18 protein-coding genes, 2 tRNA genes and 1 pseudogene are annotated in these 18,976 nt (G+C 70.8%); 10 read left to right on the top strand and 11 right to left on the bottom strand.

The window, feature by feature from the left end; translation table 11 throughout:
• Nucleotides 1-2: 2 nt before the first annotated feature.
• The 4 genes from EPA64_RS00095 to osmF are packed head-to-tail and all read right to left on the bottom strand — an operon-like array spanning nt 3 to nt 3,810.
• The gene (locus EPA64_RS00095) at nt 3-770 is read right to left on the bottom strand and encodes an ABC transporter permease (protein ID WP_134724222.1); all 768 of its coding nucleotides are present in this window, start codon (nt 768-770) and stop codon (nt 3-5) included.
• Nucleotides 736-1,698, bottom strand: coding sequence for an ABC transporter ATP-binding protein (locus EPA64_RS00090; RefSeq protein ID WP_134724221.1), 963 nt, complete (start codon nt 1,696-1,698; stop codon nt 736-738). The genes EPA64_RS00095 and EPA64_RS00090 overlap by 35 nt, the downstream gene beginning before the upstream one ends.
• Nucleotides 1,695-2,882, bottom strand: coding sequence for an ABC transporter permease (locus tag EPA64_RS00085; protein WP_134724220.1), 1,188 nt, complete (start codon nt 2,880-2,882; stop codon nt 1,695-1,697). The genes EPA64_RS00090 and EPA64_RS00085 overlap by 4 nt, the downstream gene beginning before the upstream one ends.
• Before the next feature lie 22 nt (nt 2,883-2,904).
• Entirely contained in the window at nt 2,905-3,810 is a 906-nt protein-coding gene (osmF, locus tag EPA64_RS00080; RefSeq protein ID WP_134724219.1) for a glycine betaine ABC transporter substrate-binding protein OsmF, read from the bottom strand.
• A 232-nt stretch (nt 3,811-4,042) separates the two neighbouring features.
• Here osmF and EPA64_RS00075 point away from each other — a divergent pair, with 232 nt between their 5' ends.
• The 3 genes from EPA64_RS00075 to EPA64_RS00065 are packed head-to-tail and all read left to right on the top strand — an operon-like array spanning nt 4,043 to nt 7,248.
• Nucleotides 4,043-4,501, top strand: coding sequence for a (2Fe-2S)-binding protein (locus tag EPA64_RS00075; RefSeq protein WP_134724218.1), 459 nt, complete (start codon nt 4,043-4,045; stop codon nt 4,499-4,501).
• 3 nt (nt 4,502-4,504) lie between these two features.
• The gene (locus EPA64_RS00070) at nt 4,505-6,664 is read left to right on the top strand and encodes a xanthine dehydrogenase family protein molybdopterin-binding subunit (RefSeq protein WP_134724217.1); all 2,160 of its coding nucleotides are present in this window, start codon (nt 4,505-4,507) and stop codon (nt 6,662-6,664) included.
• Complete coding sequence (locus EPA64_RS00065; protein WP_134724216.1) at nt 6,664-7,248, top strand: Isoquinoline 1-oxidoreductase subunit; 585 nt, start codon at nt 6,664-6,666, stop codon at nt 7,246-7,248. The genes EPA64_RS00070 and EPA64_RS00065 overlap by 1 nt, the downstream gene beginning before the upstream one ends.
• Nucleotides 7,249-7,811: 563 nt before the next feature.
• Here the strand turns inward: EPA64_RS00065 and EPA64_RS00060 are convergent.
• A tRNA-Glu gene (locus tag EPA64_RS00060) sits at nt 7,812-7,886 on the bottom strand.
• 115 nt (nt 7,887-8,001) lie between these two features.
• Nucleotides 8,002-9,744 (bottom strand): single-stranded-DNA-specific exonuclease RecJ, encoded by a 1,743-nt coding sequence (gene recJ, locus EPA64_RS00055; RefSeq protein ID WP_134724215.1) that lies wholly within the window; start codon nt 9,742-9,744, stop codon nt 8,002-8,004.
• A gap of 121 nt (nt 9,745-9,865) precedes the next feature.
• Here recJ and EPA64_RS00050 point away from each other — a divergent pair, with 121 nt between their 5' ends.
• From EPA64_RS00050 to EPA64_RS00035, 5 genes and pseudogenes are all read left to right on the top strand, one after another.
• Entirely contained in the window at nt 9,866-10,453 is a 588-nt protein-coding gene (locus tag EPA64_RS00050) for a hypothetical protein (protein WP_134724214.1), read from the top strand.
• 136 nt (nt 10,454-10,589) lie between these two features.
• Nucleotides 10,590-12,113 (top strand): CopM family metallochaperone, encoded by a 1,524-nt coding sequence (gene copM / locus EPA64_RS00045; protein WP_134724213.1) that lies wholly within the window; start codon nt 10,590-10,592, stop codon nt 12,111-12,113.
• A gap of 124 nt (nt 12,114-12,237) precedes the next feature.
• Entirely contained in the window at nt 12,238-12,648 is a 411-nt protein-coding gene (locus tag EPA64_RS00040; RefSeq protein ID WP_134724212.1) for a c-type cytochrome, read from the top strand.
• A gap of 111 nt (nt 12,649-12,759) precedes the next feature.
• Nucleotides 12,760-12,896: pseudogene (locus tag EPA64_RS16970) on the top strand (MerR family DNA-binding transcriptional regulator); the annotation flags it as partial.
• Nucleotides 12,894-13,163, top strand: a complete 270-nt coding sequence (locus EPA64_RS00035) for a MerR family DNA-binding protein (protein WP_342773327.1) — start codon at nt 12,894-12,896, stop codon at nt 13,161-13,163. The pseudogene EPA64_RS16970 and the gene EPA64_RS00035, both read left to right, overlap by 3 nt.
• Here EPA64_RS00035 and EPA64_RS00030 read toward each other — a convergent pair.
• The 4 genes from EPA64_RS00030 to ubiT all read right to left on the bottom strand — a co-directional run bounded on the left by EPA64_RS00030 (nt 13,160) and on the right by ubiT (nt 16,496).
• Nucleotides 13,160-13,699, bottom strand: coding sequence for a c-type cytochrome (locus EPA64_RS00030; protein ID WP_342773326.1), 540 nt, complete (start codon nt 13,697-13,699; stop codon nt 13,160-13,162). The genes EPA64_RS00035 and EPA64_RS00030 overlap by 4 nt on opposite strands.
• A gap of 376 nt (nt 13,700-14,075) precedes the next feature.
• Complete coding sequence (ubiV, locus tag EPA64_RS00025) at nt 14,076-14,969, bottom strand: ubiquinone anaerobic biosynthesis protein UbiV (protein WP_134724211.1); 894 nt, start codon at nt 14,967-14,969, stop codon at nt 14,076-14,078.
• A gap of 4 nt (nt 14,970-14,973) precedes the next feature.
• Nucleotides 14,974-15,951, bottom strand: a complete 978-nt coding sequence (gene ubiU / locus EPA64_RS00020) for a ubiquinone anaerobic biosynthesis protein UbiU (protein ID WP_134724708.1) — start codon at nt 15,949-15,951, stop codon at nt 14,974-14,976.
• Nucleotides 15,951-16,496: a ubiquinone anaerobic biosynthesis accessory factor UbiT gene (gene ubiT, locus EPA64_RS00015; protein ID WP_134724210.1), complete on the bottom strand. Its 546-nt coding sequence runs from the start codon at nt 16,494-16,496 to the stop codon at nt 15,951-15,953. Before ubiT ends, ubiU begins: the two co-directional genes overlap by 1 nt.
• Before the next feature lie 117 nt (nt 16,497-16,613).
• On the opposite strand from ubiT, the gene EPA64_RS00010 reads away from it, so the two are divergent.
• On the top strand, nt 16,614-18,107 hold the full coding sequence (locus tag EPA64_RS00010) for a UbiD family decarboxylase (RefSeq protein ID WP_134724209.1): 1,494 nt from the start codon (nt 16,614-16,616) through the stop codon (nt 18,105-18,107).
• The gene (locus EPA64_RS00005; RefSeq protein WP_134724208.1) at nt 18,104-18,667 is read left to right on the top strand and encodes a UbiX family flavin prenyltransferase; all 564 of its coding nucleotides are present in this window, start codon (nt 18,104-18,106) and stop codon (nt 18,665-18,667) included. Before EPA64_RS00010 ends, EPA64_RS00005 begins: the two co-directional genes overlap by 4 nt.
• 89 nt (nt 18,668-18,756) lie before the next feature.
• Here EPA64_RS00005 and EPA64_RS16195 read toward each other — a convergent pair.
• Nucleotides 18,757-18,831: transfer RNA gene (locus EPA64_RS16195), tRNA-Ser, on the bottom strand.
• Nucleotides 18,832-18,976: the final 145 nt, after the last annotated feature.

Below are 18,976 nucleotides of genomic sequence, written 5' to 3'. Positions count from 1 at the left end.
GATCAGGCCGACAGCCGCCGTTCCAGCCAGACGAACCCCGCGTGGATCAGCAGCGCCAGCACGCCCACGACAACGCCCCCCTGCACGACAAAGGCCGTGTTCGACGACAGCAGCCCGGCGATGATGACCTCGCCCAGCGTGCGCGCGGCCACGGTCGATCCGATGGTCGCGGTGGACAGCGCGATCACCGCCGACAGCCGCACCCCGGCCAGGATGACCGGCAGCGCCAACGGCAGTTCGACCTGCACCAGCCGTTGCGCGGGCGTCATGCCCATGCCGCGCGCCGCCTCGGCCACCGCGGGCGGCAGGTTCGTCAGCCCGGCCAGCGTGTTTTCAAAGATCGGCAGCAGCCCATAGAGGAACAGCGCCAGCAGCGTCGGACCAGAGCCGAAACCCATCAGCGGCACCGCCAGCGCCAGCACCGCGACGGGCGGAAACGTCTGGCCGACCGAGGTAACGGTGCGCGCCAGAGGCAGGAAATCGCGCCAGCCCGGCCGCGTCACAAGGATGCCCAGCCCCACCGCCAGAGTGGCCGAGGCCGCGACCGCCGCCGCCACCAGCGCCAGATGCCACAGCGTCAGCGCCAGCAGGCTGGTCTGGGTATAGATCGGCGGCGCGCCGTTCTGGGTCAGCGGGCGCAGCAGCGGCGCGAACGCTTGGGGCCACAGCAGGAACGCCGCCAGTCCCGCCGCCGCCAGCGCCAGCGCGACGCGGCCGATCACCGCGCGGCCCCGATCATCCGGCGGCCCCGCCGTCCGGGGGGCCGTCATCAGGGCGGCCGTCCGGCCGGGCGGCGCGGCGCAGCGCGTCCAGCGTGACGACGCCGCCGCCCTCGACCGGCAGGGCGTCGCGCCCCGACCACAGGCACAGCGCCAGCGCGTCGCGCAGCGTGGCGTCGGCCGGCACCGGGGCGCCGCCGGCCATGCCCGGCGTCGCAATATCCGCCACGCGGGTCAGCGACAGCAGGTGGAACGGCCGCTGGTCGGTGCCGATCAGCCGGGCGACGAACGGTGTCGCGGGCGCGGTCAGGATCGCGCCGGGGGCGGCGTATTGCAGCAACAGGCCGCGGTCCATCACGCCGATGCGGTCCCCCAGCGCCATCGCCTCGTCGATGTCGTGGGTCACGATGACCAGCGTCGTGCCCAGATCGCGCTGGATGCGGCGCAGGTCGGCCTGCGCGCTGGCGCGGATCACCGGGTCCAGCGCGCCGAACGGCTCGTCCATCAGCAACAGCTCGGGCCGGGCGGCCAGCGCGCGCGAGACGCCGACGCGCTGCTGCTGGCCGCCCGACAGCTGGTGCGGCAGGCGGTCGCGGAACTCGGCCGGGGGCAGCTGGAACAGGGCCAGCAGCTCGTCCACCCGCGCCCGGATTCGGTCCGCGTCCCAGCCCAGCAGGCGCGGCACGGTGGCGATGTTCTGCGCCACCGTGCGATGCGGGAACAGCCCGTGACCCTGGATCGCGTATCCGATGCGGCGGCGCAGCAGGTGGGGCGGCAGGGTCGCCGTGTCGGTGCCGTCGATCAGCACCCGCCCGGCCGTCGGCTGCACCAGCCGGTTGATCATCCGCAACAGCGTCGTCTTGCCCGACCCCGAGGTGCCGACCAGCGCGGCGATCTGTCCCCGCTCGACCGTCAGGCTGACGTCCTCGACCACCGCGCGGGTGCCGTATCGCTTCGTCAGATGCTCGATCCGGATCATGCGCCGCGCCCCCGTCGTCCGTCCAACTGCGCAACCAGCAGGTCCAGCGCGATGCCGGACAACAGCGCCAGCGCGATGGTCGGCAGCGCGCCCAGCAGGACAAGGTCCATCGCCGTCTGGTTCAGCCCCTGAAAGACAAAGCTGCCGAAGCCCCCGCCGCCGATCAACCCGGCGATCACCGCCAGCCCGATGTTCTGCACCAGCACGATCCGCACCGCCGCCAGCAGCACCGGCAGCGTCAGCGGGATCATCACCTGCGCCAGCACCTGCGCGCGGGTCATGCCCAGCCCGGCGGCGGCGTCGCGGACGGCCGCGGGAACGGCGGACAGGCCCACGACCATGTTCGACACCACCGGCAACAGCGAATAGAGAAACAGCGCGACCAGCGCCGGAAACGCCCCGATCCCCGCGACGCCCGCCGCCGCCGCGCCGGGCACGGTGGCCGCGACCCAGCCGAACAGCGGGATCATGATGCCGAACAGCGCCAGCGACGGGATCGTCTGGACGATGTTCAGCGCCCCCAGCACCCCCGCCCGCAGCCGCGGCACCTGATGGACGGCGATGCCCAGCGGCAGCCCCAGCGCCAGCGCCGCCCCCAGCGAGCCGAAGGCCAGCATCAGGTGGCGCGCCGCCTCTCGCGCGAAGACGTCGCGGCGGGCGTGGTATTCGCGCATGACCGACACGTCGTCCAGCAGACCCGACCGCAGGATCAGCGCCACCGCCGCGACCGCCCCCAGCAGCAGCGCCCAGCGTTGCCACGGCGCAAGGTCGATGCGCGCCAGCGCGTCGGCGGCGGCCAGCGCAAAGGCCAGCGCCAGCAGCCAGAAACCGGCGGCGGGCGACACCCGCGCGATGCCGTCGCCGGGCGGGGTCAGGGCGCCAGCGGCCGCGCCCAGCACGGCGACCGATGCAAGCGTTCCCGCCAGCGCGATCAGCAGCCGCAGGCCCGGCGTCATGCGCGCGGCAACGCCCGCCATCAGCGCCGCGGCCAGCGCCGCCGCCACCGCCCAGCCCGTCGCGCCCAGCGCGGCGGGCAGGCCCGCGCCCTCGCCCGCGACGATGCGGTTGGCGCGGAACTGCACCAGCGGCAGCGCCAGACCGACCAGCCCGACGAGCGCAAACAGCACGCCGGGGCGGCTGAGCGGCAGCCGCGTGCCGGTCGTGGGTCGCGTCGCCTCGATCATCCCGCTGCGCCGCGCCGGCGCCTCACTTGAGGATGCCCTGCTGCGTCAGGTAATCGCGCGCCACGGCGGCCGCAGGTTCGCCGCCGACCTGGATGCGGGCGTTCAGGCCCTGCAACGTGGCAAGGTCAAAGCCGGCGAAGATCGGGTCCAGCACCTCGGCGATCTGCGGATATTCGGCCAGCACCGGGGCGCGCACCACGGCCGCGGGCTGATAGAACGGCTGCACGGCCTTGTCGTCGGTCATCACGACCAGCCCCGCAGGCTCGATCCCGCCGTCGGTGCCATAGACCATCGCGGCGTTCACCCCCGAGGTCTGCTGCGCGGCGGCGGCGATGGTGGCCGCCGTGTCGCCGCCCGACAGCTGCACCAGCTGCGCGGGGTCCAGCTGGAACCCGTAAGTGGACTGGAACGCGGGCAAGGCGGCGGGCGAGGTCACGAACTCGGCCGAGGCCGCCAGCTTCACCTGCCCGCCCCCCGCCACCCAGGCGCCGAAATCCGACATGGTGGCCAGCTTGTTCTGGTCGGCCACGTCGCGGCGCACGGCGATGGCCCAGGTGTTGTTGGCGGGCGCGGGCGTCAGCCAGACGATGTCCTGCGCGCGGTCCAGCTCGGCCGCCGTTGCATAGGCCTTGGCCGCGTCCTTCCACACGGGGCTGTCGGCCTGATTGTGAAAGAACGCGGCGTTGCCGGTGTATTCGGGATAGACGTCGATCTGCCCCGAGGTGATGGCGTCGCGCACGATGGGCGTGCCGCCCAGTTGCAGCCGGTTCTGGACCGGCATCCCGGCGTTTTCCAGCGCCAGCAGGATGACGTTGCCCAGCAGCCCGCCCTCGGTGTCGATCTTGGACGACACCACGATGTCGCGCGCCGCCGCCTGCGAGGCGAGCCCGATCAGCAGGGCCGTGGCGATTGTCGTGATTCTTTTCATCTGCACTCTCCTGATGGGCCTGCCCCCAGCGGGACTTGTTCGGGCCGTCGGCGCAACCCGAAAGCTGCAGCGTCCCCCAACGCGCGGGATGGGGCAAAAGGTGGCAAGCGGGCGTGAAAATATCGCCGGGGCGCGTGGGCGGCGGCTGCGGATTTCACCGGACGGGCGGTGCGCGCTTTTGCCGCAGGCGATTCGGGGCTAACATGCCGCTGCCCAGCAACGGAGCCAGGCCATGACGACACTGACCATCAACGGCACCGAACGCACGCTGGACGTCGATCCCGACACGCCGCTGCTGTGGGTGCTGCGCGACGAGCTGCGCCTGACCGGAACCAAGTTCGGCTGCGGCGTGGCGCAATGCGGCGCCTGCACGGTGATGATGGACGGCGCCCCGCGCCGGTCCTGCGTCACCCCCGTCGGCATGATCGACGGCGCGGACATCACCACCATCGAGGGCATGGCCGGCCCCGAGTTCGACGCCATCCAGACCGCATGGCGGGCGCTGGACGTGCCGCAATGCGGCTGGTGCCAGTCCGGCCAGGTGATGAGCGCGACGATGCTGCTGCAGCAGTTGCCCGCGCCGTCGGATGACCAGATCGACGAGGCGATGGCGGGCAACGCCTGCCGCTGCGCCACATATCACCGCATCCGCGCCGCGATCCACGACGCCGCCAGGACGCTGGAGGGCTGAGACATGGGCTTTGCAACCTCTCGCCGGGGATTCCTGCGCGCCGCGTCCGGCCTGCTGGTCGCGGTCGCCCTGCCGCTGAAGGCCCGGGCGCAGGACGCCGCGGCGGCGGCGGCCCCCGCCGCGCCCGCCATCCCGCCCGGCGCGTTCATCCACATCGCGCCCGACGACACCGTGACCGTGATCGTCAAGCATATCGAGTTCGGCCAGGGACCGCTGACCGGCCTTGCCACGCTGGTGGCCGAGGAACTGGACGCCGACTGGTCGCAGATGCGCGGCGCGCTGGCCCACGCCGACGACGCGCTTTACGCCAACCTTGCCTTTGGGATGCAGGGCACGGGCGGGTCCACCGCACTGGGCAACAGTTTCCTGCAGATGCGCGCGGCTGGCGCCGCCGTGCGCCAGATGCTGGTGGAAACCGCGGCCGAGGAATGGGGCGTCCCCGCGGCCGAGATCGCCGTCGCCAAGGGGCGGATCACCCATCCCTCGGGCAAGGAGTCGGGCTTTGGCGCGCTCGCCGACGCGGCGGCGCAGCGTCCGGTGCCTGCGGAACCCGCGCTGAAATCGCCCGACCAATGGGTGCTGATCGGCACCGACCTGCCCAAGCTGGACACCGCCGAAAAGTCGGACGGCCGCGCGCAGTTCACGCTGGACCTGTATCCCAAAGGCGTGCAGGTCGTCGTGATCGAACGCCCGCGCAGCTTTGGCGCGACGGTGAAATCCTATGACGACACGGACGCGAAGCAGGTCGCGGGCGTGCGCGCGATCCGCCAGCTGTCGCAAGGTGTCGCGGTCTATGCCGACACCACCTTTGCCGCGCTGAAGGCCCGCGCCGCGCTGAAGGTGGACTGGGATCTGTCGGGTGCCGAGACCCGCACCAGCCAGGCGCTGATGGCCGAGATGGCCGCCGCCGCCCGCGAGCCGGGCCGCACGGTCGAGGAATCGGGCGACCTGTCGGGCCTTGACGCCGAGGGCGTGACGCTGGTCGAGGCCGAATACAGCTTTCCCTATCTGGCCCACGCCCCGATGGAGACGCTGGACGGCGTCATCACGCTCTCGGACGGCAAGGCCGAGGCGTGGTATGGCTGCCAGTTCCCCGGCGTGGACCGCACCGCCATCGCCAGGACGCTGGGTCTGCCGGTCGAATCGGTCAGGGTCAACGTCCTGCTGGCGGGCGGCTCGTTCGGGCGGCGCGCGCAGGGCAGCGCGCATTTCGCCATCGAGCTGGCCGAGGTCGCCAAGGCCGGCGGCAACGGCAGCTACAAGCTGATGTGGACGCGCGAGGATGACATCCGCGGCGGCTATTACCGCCCTATGACCGTCCACCGCATGCGCGGCGCCATCGACGCCGACGGCCGCATCGCCGCCTGGGAAAACGTCGTCGCCAACCAGTCCATCGTGGCCGGAACCGTGATGGAGATGATGATGCAGGACGGGCTGGACCCGACCGCCTACGAAGGGTCGATCGGCCTGCCCTGGACCTTCGGCGGCCACCGCGTCGCGTGGCGGCGGGTGGACGGCAAGGTGCCGGTGCTGTGGTGGCGGTCCGTCGGTTCCACGCACACCGCGATGGCGACCGAGATGTTCCTGGACGAGCTGCTTGAGGCGGCGGGCAAGGACGCGGTGCAGGGCCGGCTGGACCTGCTGAAACCCGAGGCGCTGCGCGAGCGCGCCGTGATCGAGGCCGTGCGCGACATGGCCGGCTGGCAGGGCAGCAAGCGGGGCGACAAGGCCTATGGCGTCGCCTTCGCGAAAAGCTTCGGCACCTATGTCGCCCAGATCGTCGAGGTCGAAAGCCGCGACGGCCAGCCGCATGTCACCCGCGCGTGGTGCGCCGTCGATTGCGGCATCCCGGTCAACCCCAACATCATCCGCGCCCAGATGGAGGGCGGGATCGGCTATGGCCTGGGCGCGATCCTGCACAGCACCATCACTTTGGGAGAGAACGGCGCGGTGCAGGAAGGCAACTTTGACGATTATCCCACGCTGAGGATGGGCGAGATGCCGCGGGTCGAGGTCACGATCATCAAGTCGGCCGAGGCCCCCACCGGCGTCGGCGAACCCGGCGTGCCGCCCATCGGCCCCGCCGTCGCCAACGCCTGGCGCGCGCTGACCGGGCAGCGGACCCGCAGCCTGCCCATGCTGCAGACCGGGGGGGTGGTGTGATGCGGTTCGTGGCGATTGCCGTGGCCGCCGCGCTGGTCCAGCCCGCCCTGGCGCAGGATCTGCGCGCGCCCGATCAGATCGCCGGCGCCGATGACGCCGCCCGGTCGGCCGCGCTGTTCGTGGAAATGGGCAAGGTGCTGACCCACCCCCGCTGCCTGAACTGTCATCCCGTGACCGGCGGGCCGACGCAGGGCGACGACATGCGCCCCCACAACCCGCCGATGGTCCGCGGAGAGGCGGATTTCGGGCCGGTCGGCATGAACTGCACCACCTGCCACGGCACCGAAAACGTCAGCTTCGCCACCCAGCCCGGATCGATCCCCGGCCATCAGCCGTGGTCGCTGGCGCCGGTGTCGATGGGCTGGCAGGGCCGGTCGCTGGCCGAGATCTGCGAGCAGATCAAGGATCCCGCGCGCAACGGCGGCAAGGATCTTGAGGCGATCCACGACCACAACGCCGCCGACGGGCTGGTCGGCTGGGGCTGGAACCCCGGCGAGGGGCGCGCCCCCGCGCCCGGCACGCAGGACATCTTCGGCCAGCTGACCCGCGCCTGGATCGACACCGGGGCGGCGTGTCCGGGTTGATCCCGGTCGCCCGCTCAGCGGCCGGCGCGCTGCCTGAAGCGCCAGATCGCCGACACCGGGCATAGCTGTCGGATCGCGCACGACAGCGCCACGGTGGATGGAAAGCGCAGGCTGCGTCAGCGCCGCCAGAAGATGAAGAACAGGAACGGCGTGCTGGTGGACATCCCGCTGCACCGGAACTCGTCAGGCGGATTGACCCGCTGACACCGGCGCCCACGTTCTTGCAGACGCAAGGCGGGAAGCAACGATCCGCCGCTGGGCCAGGGAACTCGATGCACGACTGGTGCGGCAGTGCCGGTCTGCCGCTCTGCACAGGCCACGGGCTTGGCAAGGCGTGCGCCAGACGCATCGCAGAGGTGGGGCTGGCCCGCATGAGATCGGCCGTGACGGGGCACAAGACTGGCCGAAGTCCAGCGGTAGACCGAGGGGGTCGCCCGTGCCGGGCTGGCCGACAAAGCGATGGAGAGGATCACATGACGAAATAAGGTTCGCCGGACTAACCTGCCCCGAGGTTAGCCGCCTGCGCCGCTAACCGTTTAAAACACAACGTTTCCGTGGAAAAGTGGCAGCCCGTAGGGGAGTCGAACCCCTCTTCCCAGGTTGAAAACCTGGTGTCCTAACCGATAGACGAACGGGCCACCGTCGCATCATCGCGGTCTGTGCCGCGCGGCGTGGGGCGGTGTTTAGGGGACAGCGCGGCGGGGCGCAAGCGCAAAATGCGGACGGGGCGCGCAACGGGCTGATCGGGCTGCGTCAAGCCTCGGCCGCGTCGTCCAGGCGCAGGCGCAGGCGCTGGCGGCCGCCCCAGACCGACAGCTCCAGCTTGCCCGCCAGATGAAAGCGGCGGCCGCGCGCGCCCATGAGCGCGGGGCCGAGCGGGCCGGTCATCGCGCCCCAGCCGACCGCGTCCAGCGCGGGCGCGCCGGGGCTGCGCAGGCGCAGGCGCAGATGCCCGTCGCCCATCGTCTGGACCTGATCGATGATCTGGTCGGCAAAGGCAAAGCGGGGGGCGGGCGCGGCCGCGCCAAAGGGACCGGCGCTGTCCAGCGCCTCGATCAGGTCCACGGACGCCGCGGCGGGGTCCAGCAGGCCGGATATGCGCAGCCGCCCTGCCCCCTGCCGCCCGGCCATGCCGGCCGACAGCAGGTCCGCCAGCCGTGCCATTGCCGCGGGAATCATCGCCGGATCGACGGTCAGCCCCGCCGCCATCGCGTGGCCGCCGCCCTTCAGGATCAGCCCCTCGGCCGCCAGCCGGGCCATCGCGCGGCCGATGTCCACGCCGGGGACGGACCGCGCCGACCCCTTGCCCACGCCGCCCGCGACGCCGATCACCACGGCGGGCAGGCCCGTCGCTTCTTTCAGGCGGGCGGCGACGATGCCGACCACGCCGGGGTGCCAGTCGTCGTCAGCGGCCCAGGCGAGGATCGAATCGCCCCGCGCCTGGACCTGCGCTAGCGCGGATTCCCGGACCCCCGCCTCGATCGCGCGGCGGTCGCGGTTCAGCTCGTCCAACTGCGCGGCCAGCTGCGCGGCCTGCTGCGGATCGGAACAGGACAGGCAGCGCGCGCCCAGATCGGCGCGCCCGACGCGGCCGCCGGCGTTGATGCGCGGCCCCAGCAAAAACCCCAGGTGGAACGCCGAGGGCGCGCTGTCCAGCCGCGCCACGTCGGCCAGCGCAACCAGACCGGGCCGCTGCCGCCGCGCCATGATCGCCAGCCCCTGCCGGACAAAGGCGCGGTTGACGCCGACCAGCGGCGCCACGTCCGCGACCGTCGCCAGCGCGACAAGGTCCAGCATCCCGATCAGGTCCGGCTGCGGGCGGGCTTGTTCGCGCAGCAGCCGGTTGGCCTGCACCAGCGTCAGGAACACGACGCCCGCCGCGCACAGATGGCCCAGCGCGCCGTCCTCGTCCGCGCGGTTGGGGTTCACGACGGCCAGCGCGGGCGGCAGCGTCTCGCCCCCCTGATGGTGATCCAGCACGATCACGTCGGCAATGCCGGTGGCCGCGGCCAGCGCCTCGTGGCTGAGCGTGCCGCAATCGACGCAGACGATCAGGTCGTGGCCGGCGGCCAGCGCGGCGATGGCGGGGGCGTTGGGGCCATACCCCTCGTCGATGCGGTCGGGGACATACAGCGTGGCGTCGCGCCCCATCGCCGCCAGCCACCCCAGGATCAGCGCCGCCGAGGCGCCGCCGTCCACGTCGTAATCGGCGAATATCGCGATGCGCTGCCCGGCGATCGCGGCGGCGACCAGCCGGGCCGCGGCGGCGGCCATGTCGCGCAGGGTCAGCGGATCGGGCAGCAGGTCGCGCAGCCTTGGTTCCAGAAAGCCCGGCACCTGTTCGGACACGACGCCCCGCGACGCCAGCACCCGCGCCACCGGCAGCGGCAGCCGGGCCTCCTGCGCCAGCGCCTCGGCCAGGCGGTCCTGCGCGGGGTCCGGCCCGATCCAGGCGCGCCCGGTCACCGAGCGTTCGACGTTGAGGAATGCGGCCATACCGGCGTTTTGGCCAAGCGCGCGGTCCGGGGCAAGGGGGATGGCGCGCAAGGCGGCCTTGCGCCGGGGATCGCCGGGCAAGCTTGCGCCGCCACCCGGCCAGCGTCGTTCGTCAGCGCCCTTGACGGGCGGCATCATGACGCAACCTGTTCCCGGCCGCTTTCAGCTGTCATCATCCGGCATTACGTGGTTTGATGATGGCGCTGCCGGAAATGGCCCGCGTCATGCGCCATGTGCGGGCAGCAAGCCTGAGCCGGTCCATAGGAAGCGAACGAACGGTCTGATGAACAGGGGTGCGACAAAGGGCATGACGCCCCGCGGCGGCTGGAGGCGGTGGCTCGCGACCGCATTGCTGTTCGTGGCTTTCGCCGCCCTGACTTTGCAGGCCCAGGCCCATGTGCTGCCGGCCGAACACATGACCCATGCCAACCCGGCCGCCGCCGTCGCGCTGCAGCAAGGCTGCGACCACGCGCATGCGGCGGCAGAATGTGTCCAGCCGACCCCGCAAGACCATGACGCTTGCTGCGGCGGCGCGGCCGCGCAGGACGATTGCTGCGATCAGTTCTGCACGATCGCTGCCCTTCTGCCCGAAGGCGCGCGGGCGGGCCCGCCGCCCGGTGGGGAAGCCCATCTTGGCGTCATGGCGGACCGCGTGGGGCGGGCCCCCGAGGGTTTTCTGCGGCCTCCCCGTTCATCCATCGCCGCGTAAAGGCGTTCCGGGCCTGACAGGTCCAGCCGTCCGGCCGCTTCGGTCGACGGGACGACGCCAACCAGCCAGCAATGATCACCGGGAACCGCGCGTCCGCTGTGTGACGCTGCCTTCCCGTCAGCATGGATGAACAGCAATGAAACGAACCGCAATCGCACTTTCCCTTGGCCTCGCCGCCGGGCTGCCCGCCGCTGCCCTGGCCCAGGCCGGGCATGACGCCCACCACCCTGCACAGGCGCAGGGACAGGCCGCCCCGCCTGCCGCCCCGACGGTGCCGATGTCGGACATGCCAGAGCAACACCGGACCATGATGCAGGCCATGCCTGCCGAGTGCATCGCCGCCATGCAGCAGATGATGCAGGGCGGGATGATGCACGGTGCGGCCGATGCAACGAAGCCTGCCGGGATGGCGCCAGCCGACGGGAACGTTCCCGATTTCACCCGCGCCTATGTGGATTCGATGGACGCGATGCACGGGCCGATGATGGAAGGCATCATGGCCGATGACCCCGATACGGCCTTCGTGCGGGGCATGATCCCGCATCATCAGGGCGCGATCGACATGGCGAAGATCGTCCAGCAACACGGTGACGACCCCCAGACAAAGGCCTGGGCGGCCGAGATCATCGCCGCGCAAGAGCGCGAGATCGCCGGGATGGAGGCTTGGTTGGCAGAAAAGGCCAGCCCCGCGCCCATCGACTTCGGCCAGACCGGCGGCACCGTCTGGTCCGCCGATGAGGGCGGCAGCTCGATCAGCGCCATCGAGCTGGGCACCGGGACCGTGACCACGACGCCGATCCCGGTGGCGCCCCATAACGTCGATCTGACGCCGGACGGGCGCGTCCTGCTGGCGGTCGGCACCCCGGCCAGTGGCGACCACGGCGACGGGCACGACCATGCGGGCGGCGACACCGCCGGACTTCTGGTGATGCTCGATCCGCAGGATCTGTCGAAGCCCGCTGCCACGGTCGAGGTCGGCGCGCATCCCGCCCATGTGGTCGCCGACCGGCAGGGGCGCGCCTTCGTCGCGCTGTCGGGCGGCGACGAGATTGCGGTGGTCGATCTGGCGCAGGCCGCCGTCGCCACCCGCATCAAGACCGGCGCCTATCCGCACGGGCTGCGCCTCAGCCCTGACGGGACCGAGCTATACGTCGCCAATGTCGAGGACGGATCGGTCTCGGTCATCGACACGGCCAGCCTCACCGAGGCGGCACGCATCCCGGTGGGCAAGGCGCCGGTTCAGGTCGGCTTCACCCCCGACGGCAGCCGCGTCTATGTCTCGCTGCGCGACGAGAACCGCGTGGCGGTCATCGACACCGCCTCGCGCGAGGTCACGGGCAGGATCGAGGTCGGTCCCAATCCGATCCAGATGATTGCTACCCCTGACGGCAGGCAGGTCTATGTCGCCAACCAGGGGACCGAGGCCGCGCCGAACGACACCGTGTCGGTGATCGACACGGCAACCGGTCAGGTGGTCAAGACGCTGAAAACCGGCCCCGGCGCGCATGGGGTGTCGGTTTCGGCGGACGGCGCCTTCGTGTTCGTGACCAACATCGCGGACGACAGCGTCTCGGTCATCGACGTCGCGCGCCAGGAGGTGATCGGATCGGTGCCGGTCGGCGACCGTCCGAACGGCATCGTTCACGGGCCGTCGAACTGACCGGATCGCGGAAGCTGGCGCCGGGGTATCCCGGCGCCGGTCCAAGCGACACCTCACCCGACCAAGCTTCTCCGGCACCGCGCGCGGCTCATCCTCCGCGCGGGCCGATCAGAGGAAAGACATCATGCGAACTGTTCTTCTTGCGGCGACTGCCGCAATCGCCGCAGGCGGTGCCTGGTGGCTATCGGGCCAATCCGATGCAAAGCCAACGGGCGATGCTCTGGTGGCCGTGACCATGCCGGCCACGCTGTCACCCGGCGCCGAAGCCGGTCAGCAGGCATTCGCCGCCAATTGCGCATCCTGCCACGGCACCGATGCCGAGGGGCGGGAGGGGATCGCGCCGCCGCTTATCCACAAGGTCTACGAACCGAGCCACCACGGCGACATGGCTTTCGTCCTGGCGGCACGCAACGGGGTGCGCGCCCACCACTGGTCCTATGGAGACATGGCCCCGGTGCCGGGCCTCACGGACGCCGAACTGGCCGGCATCATCCGTTTCGTGCGCGAGGTTCAGGTTGCAAACGGCATCCGGTAAACCGCCGGTCTTCGGCAGCCCGACCATGATCGTGCGCGTCTTCGGGCTGCAAGGTTGCCGCATCCCCGGTCAGCGTGCAGGTGGTATCCTTCACGCCAGGGGACGACGGGAATGAACATCGCCCAAGCTGCGCGTGCGTCGCGTCTCACCTCCAGGACGATCCGATACTATGAGGACATCGGTCTTGTAGCCCCGCAGCGGGGCCGAACGGCTATCGCGATTTCAGCCGCGCCGACGTCCACCGATTGCGCTTCCTCGTCCGTGCGCGACGGCTGGATTTATCCCTGCAGGACTGCCGTGACCTTCTGATGCCGGACCAAGACACGGGCCGCAGCAGCGCCGATGTGCGCGAGATTGCCGCGCGCCATCTCGCCCGGGTCGACGAAAGGCTGGCCGATCTGACGCAGCTGCGCACGGCCTTGCAGCAGCTTGTTCGCTGTGCGGGCGACGGGCAGCCGGATTGCTCGATTCTGGATGCACTGGCAAAAGACTGCACTGTCCCGGGCCGGGACTAGCCGCCATTCCGTTCGGTCTGGATCGCGCGTATCCGGTCAGGCCAAGTGGACTTGATGAACGCGAGGATGGCGGCGATGTCGCCGTCCGTCAGGATTCCGCCGAATGAAGGCATGCCGGACGTCATGGATACCCCCATGTCATCCAGAACCGCCTGGCCGCCGCGGCGGATATAGTCCGTCAGCATGGCGTCATCATGGTGCCATGTATGGCCGTTTTCGTCATGGGGCGGCGCAGGGAAAATCCCGCTGTCGTCGGCAACCTGCCAGTCGGGCTGACCTTGCAGCCGGGCGCCGTGGCACGCCGCGCAATGCTCGGCGTAAAGCCGCGCGCCGTGCCGGATCTGGGTTGAGCTGCGATAACTCCATGCCGCCCAGACGGCTACGCATGCGACAGCTGCAACAAGCAGGCATGCTGGAAGGAAGAGACGACGGACCATGTCGGGCAGATTGCGAGGGTTGGCGCAAAGGTCAACCTGGGGAGTCCGGGCCTGACCTTTATGCGCCTGACCTTTATGCGCCGCCTGCAACCGATCCACGGATGGCGTCCGTCACCGTCGATGTGCGCCGGCGGGCATGCCAAGGCCAGGGACACCATGATTGCGCCACAGCCGGGCCGTCTTTCCACCGGCGATGCCCACTGCGGCCCCATCCATGCAGGTCATGGCCCGATCCACCCGCAGGCCGACCCCACAGCTGCCCCGGTCATGGGGACCGTCCCCATCGCGCTTGTCAAACCCCGGCGTTCCCCGGCCGCGCGCCTGATCCCTGCGCGGGGGCGTTCGGCATCATCATCGCCGAACCAGCAGCGAACTGTGACCCGTCCGCATACGACCAACCCGGATGGCCCGATCAGCAGCGTCCTGATCGAACCGCGACATATCCAAGGACGACACCCGATGGACCTTGCACCCCTCAGGCCCCTGACCAGGCGGCACCCGCGGGACCAGTCAGGAACCCGTCGGAAAGCGCCCCGCCGGGAACCCAGGGGCGCACCGCTTGGGCCAGCTTGTCGGCAGCGACTCCTCCGGCCAGCCGCCGATGATACAGCGCGACGGTCTCGGCAAAGCCCCGGCTTTGCGGCGACAGGCGCAGGGCGCTGACCCCTGCCTCGCGCAACGCCTCGACCTGATGGGCGGCGCTGGCGGTGGACTGGCTGAGCGTCTGGATGCCGTTCACGGCCAGGAAAGGCTGGCCGTCCAGCGTTTCCACGTCGCGGCCGTCGGGGTCGTCCTCGCAGACGAACTGGCAGGAGTCCTTGGCCCGGTCATGCAGCCGCGCGTGATAGCAGCGCCCCGAGACCGCCAGAGGCAGGCGGCCGTGGCCCCAGACCTCGACCGCGACGCCGAGATCCGCCCCCGCCCGGACCAGCACGGCGACAGAGGCCAGCGGCAGTTCGGGCGGCAGGCAGACCCGCACCGCGCCGCGCTTGGCCAGCCAGCGCAGCGTGCCCTCGTTATAGACATTGACCAGCGGCCCGACCCAGAAGGGCTGGCCTGCGGGCAGGTGGTGCAGCGCGGTCAGGTCGTTGACCTCGACCGGCAAGCCCATGTCCATCAGGTCGGCGGTCAGGCGGCGTTCGCGTTTCAGCGTGATCAGGGCCAGCGTGGTCAGCGCGACCTCTTTCCCCGCCGCCTGCAGGACTTCGATCGCACCCGGAATCTCGCCTTCCCAGAACGGCAGGCGCTTGGAGCAGACGAGTTCACCCAGAACCACCCGCGTGGCGGGGGTGGCGGCCATCTCGCGGTAGAAGCCGCGCACCGTTTCGGCGGGCCAGAAGAACTGGTTGGGTCCGATGGTCAGGTCCATGATCTCACCTCCAGGTCTTGGCATAGGCGCCGGTTGTCGCGGCCTGCCCCTCGGTCAGCCGCGCCAGCAGGCTGACCGGCAGGGGCTGGCCCGCGGCCTCGGCCTCGACGGCGGCGCGGAAGGCGCGCACCACCTCGGCCACATAGGCGCGCGAGCGCTGCCGCCCCTCGATCTTCAGCGCGCTGACGCCCGCGCGGGAAAGCGCCGGGATCAGCTGCGTGGCATCGAGGCTGACGGGATCTTCGAAGACGTGCCCCGTCTGTTCGCCCGAGGTGAAGCAGCCCTTGCAGAGCGTCGGATAGGGCGCGGGGCGGCCCGGCGGCGTGCGGTGGATGGTGAATCCGCCCAGCGCGGCGCGCAACCCGTCGGCTTCCTCGGAATAGACGACATGGCTTGCAGGCGAGCAGACGCCGTTCATGTTGGGCGAGCGGCCCGTCGCATAGGACGACAGCGAGCAGCGCCCCTCGGCCATGACGCAAAGGCCGCCGAAGACGAAGACCTCGGTTTCCACGTCGATCTCGCGGTTGATGGCGGTGATCTCGGTCACGGTCAGCACGCGCGGCAGCACCACGCGGCGCACGCCGAAGGCCTCGGCATAGAAGTTGATCGCGTCGGGGTTCGCGGCCGCCGCCTGCACCGAGAGGTGCCGCCGCAGCCCGGGGTGGTGTTCCGCCGCATGGGCCAGCAGCCCGGGATCGGCCAGGATCACCGCGTCGGCGCCGGCGGTTTCCGCATCGGCCACGGCGCGGTGCCACATCGCCTCGGCCCCGGCGCGCGGGAAGGTGTTGATCGCGACCAGCACCTTGGCGCCGCGCGCATGGGCATGGGCCACGGCCTCGGCCATCTCGGCGCGCGAGAAGTTCAGGCCGGGGAAGTTCCGGGCGTTCGTCTCGTCCGCAAAGCCGCAGTAGACGGCGTGGGCGCCTGCCTCGACAGCGGCGCGCAGGGCGGCGGGGGTGCCCGCCGGGCAGACGAGTTCCATCATCGGAAGGCTCCATTCGCCAGATCTTCGCGGTGAAGGCTGAGCCCGCTGGCGCGCTCGGCCACTGCCACCACCCGCCGGACCGCCCAGCCGAAGGGACCGGCCAGCGCCGCCAGTTCCGCCGCCAAGTCCAGTTCGGCATCGTCCAGCGCGTTGCGCAGCGCCAGCACGGCCTCGGTGTCGCCCTCGATCACCAGGTCGCGGGAAAAGAACAGCGCGTCCCCGTCATAGCGCCCGTGCAGCATCCCGGTCAGCGCCGAGAGCGGCCCGGCAATGCGGGCGGCGGCCTGCGGCGCGCTTCCCCGCCGGTGGGCGGTGACGCGCGGGCCCGCCGCAGGCTCTATCCGCAGGACAAAGGGCAGGTCGGTCGGGTCGATCAGCACCGCGCGCTCGGCATATTCGCCTAGGCGGCGCAGCATCGAGGGATGGCGCGCCGACAGGCGGCGGGACAAGGCGCTGAGCGCAAGGCCCAGCGGCAGGGGCGGGAGGGGCCGCAGCGCGCGGGCGATCAGGCGCGGGCACTGCGGCAGGTCGGAATCAGACATCGGGGCACCTTTCTGGCCCGACCCCTAACGCAGCGTCCCTGCCCCCGACTTGACCCAAGCCAAGTCACCCTGCCCTTTCCGCTGCTAGCTGCGGCCCTGATCCCTGCGGAGCCTGCCTTGCGAAGCCTTCCCGTCTTTCCCGACCTGCGCGCCTTCCTCGACTGGACCGAAAGCCGGGGAGAGCTTGCCCGCATCCCCGATCGCGTCCCGATCCGCCACGAGATGACGGCGGTTCAACTGGCATCCCTGCGCGCGGGCGGGCCGGTGCTGCGCTTCGACGCGCCGGTGCTGGAGGGTGGCGAACGCTCGACCATCCCGGTCGTGACCAACCTCTTCGCCACGCGGGAACGGGTCGCGGCGGGGCTGGGGCTGACACTGGATCAGGTGCCCGGCTTCGGCGCCTTCCTTGCCGCACTGCGCAGCCCTGCGCCGATGGAGGGGATGCGCGACGCCCTGTCCCGCTGGCCCATGCTGCGCGCGGCGCTGTCCACCCGTCCCCGCATCGTGGGCCGCGCGCCGGCCCAGCAGGTGGACGCCGCCCCGGACCTTTCCGCCCTGCCCGTGCAGGTGCCCTGGCCCGGCGACGCGGGGCCGCTGGTGACATGGCCGGTTGTGGTGACGCGGCCGCATGGCAGCGAAGCCGCGCAGGCCGCGCGCTACAACCTCGGGGTCTACCGGGCGCAGGTGATCGGCACCGACCGGCTGATCCTGCGCTGGCTCGCCCATCGCGGCGGCGCGGCCCATGCCCGGACTTGGGCGCGGGCCGGCGAGCCGATGCCCGTCGCAGTGGTCCTTGGCGCCGATCCCGCCACGCTGCTGGCCGCCGCCCTGCCCTTGCCGGAAACCGTGTCCGAACTGACCTTTTCCGGCGTCCTGCGCGGCGCCCGGACCGAACTGGTCCCGGCGAAGACCGTGCCGCTGCTGGTCCCGGCGCAGGCCGAGATGGTGATCGAAGGCTGGGTGCATCCCGGAGAGACCGCGCCCGAAGGCCCCTTTGGCGACCACACCGGCTATTACAACGCCGTCGAGCCCTTCCCCGTCATGCGCGTCAGCGCCCTGACCCACCGGCGCGACCCGCTGTATCTGTCCACCGTCACCGGCCGCCCGCCCGACGAGCCTTCCGTAATCGGCGAGGTCTTCAACGACCTTGCCCTGCCGGTGATCCGCGCGCAGATCCCCGAGGTCCGCGACCTCTGGCTGCCGCCCGCCGCCTGTTCCTATCGCATGGCGGTGATCTCCATCGACAAGCGCTATCCCGGGCAGGCGCGGCGGGTGATGATGGCGCTGTGGGGAATGCTGCCGCAGTTCAGCTATACCAAGATGCTGGTCGTCGTGGACGCCGACATCGACGCGCGGAACTGGGACGACGTGGCCTGGGCGCTGTCCACCCGCATGGACCCCGGGCGCGACGTGACGATCCTGGACCGCACGCCGATGGACTACCTCGACTTCGCCTCGCCGCTGGAGGGACTGGCTGGCAAGATCGGCCTCGACGCCACGACCAAGATCGGCAGCGAGACCTCGCGCGAATGGGGACGGGTCATGGCATTGGACCCGGCGCACGCGGAACGCGCGGCCGAGCTTCTGGCGCGCCGGGGCCTTGCGCGATGAGGGTCGCGCTGGGCGTCTCGGGCGCATCCGGCGCGGCGCTGGCGCTGGCCTGCGCGCGGCATCTGGCGCGGCTTGGCACACGGATCGACCTGGTCCTGTCGCCGATGGCGGAACGGACGCTGGACACCGAGGTCGGGCCGGACGCCCTGCGCGAACTGGAAGGGATGGCCGCCCGCCGCCACGACATCCGCGACCTGGGGGCGACCATCGCCTCGGGCTCGCATCCCGTGGCGGGGATGATCGTCGCGCCCTGTTCCATGCGCAGCCTTGCGGCCATCGCGCACGGGCTTGACGACAACCTGCTGACCCGCGCGGCAGGCGTCCAGCTGAAGGAGCGCCGCCCCCTTGTCCTGCTGGCGCGCGAGGCGCCGCTGACGCTGGCGCACCTGCGCAACATGACGGCAGCCGCCGAAATGGGCGCGGTGATCCTGCCGCCGGTGCCCGCCTTCTATCTGCGTCCCCATTCGGTTGACGAGATCGTCACCCAGATCGCCGCCCGTGCCGTCGATCTGCTGCGCCTGGGGCCTCCGGTCGCGGCGGCATGGGACGGTGAAGGCTGAGCGTTCCGTTGAGAACGGGAGGCCCATTTTCGGAAAGCACGACGGCATCAGGGCCACTGCAATTTTGCGCCATACGAAGGGTGTTGAAATGGTGCCCGGAGACGGATTTGAACCGCCGACACGCGGATTTCCAATCCAAAGATTATTGTTAAATATCAATAGGCTTTGATCGGGCAGCCCGTCAAACCGGCTACGGAAGATCAACTGCTTACGACAGGAGTGTCAAACCAACTGCGGCGGCCACAAAAGCCGAGCCGGCAGTTTTGAAAGCGGATGGTCTTGCCCCTGTTTCGCCGGACACTCAGGCGG

This window comes from Paracoccus luteus (assembly GCF_004522155.1).
Classification (GTDB): domain Bacteria; phylum Pseudomonadota; class Alphaproteobacteria; order Rhodobacterales; family Rhodobacteraceae; genus Paracoccus; species Paracoccus luteus.
This window is presented reverse-complemented; position numbering and strand designations above follow the sequence as displayed.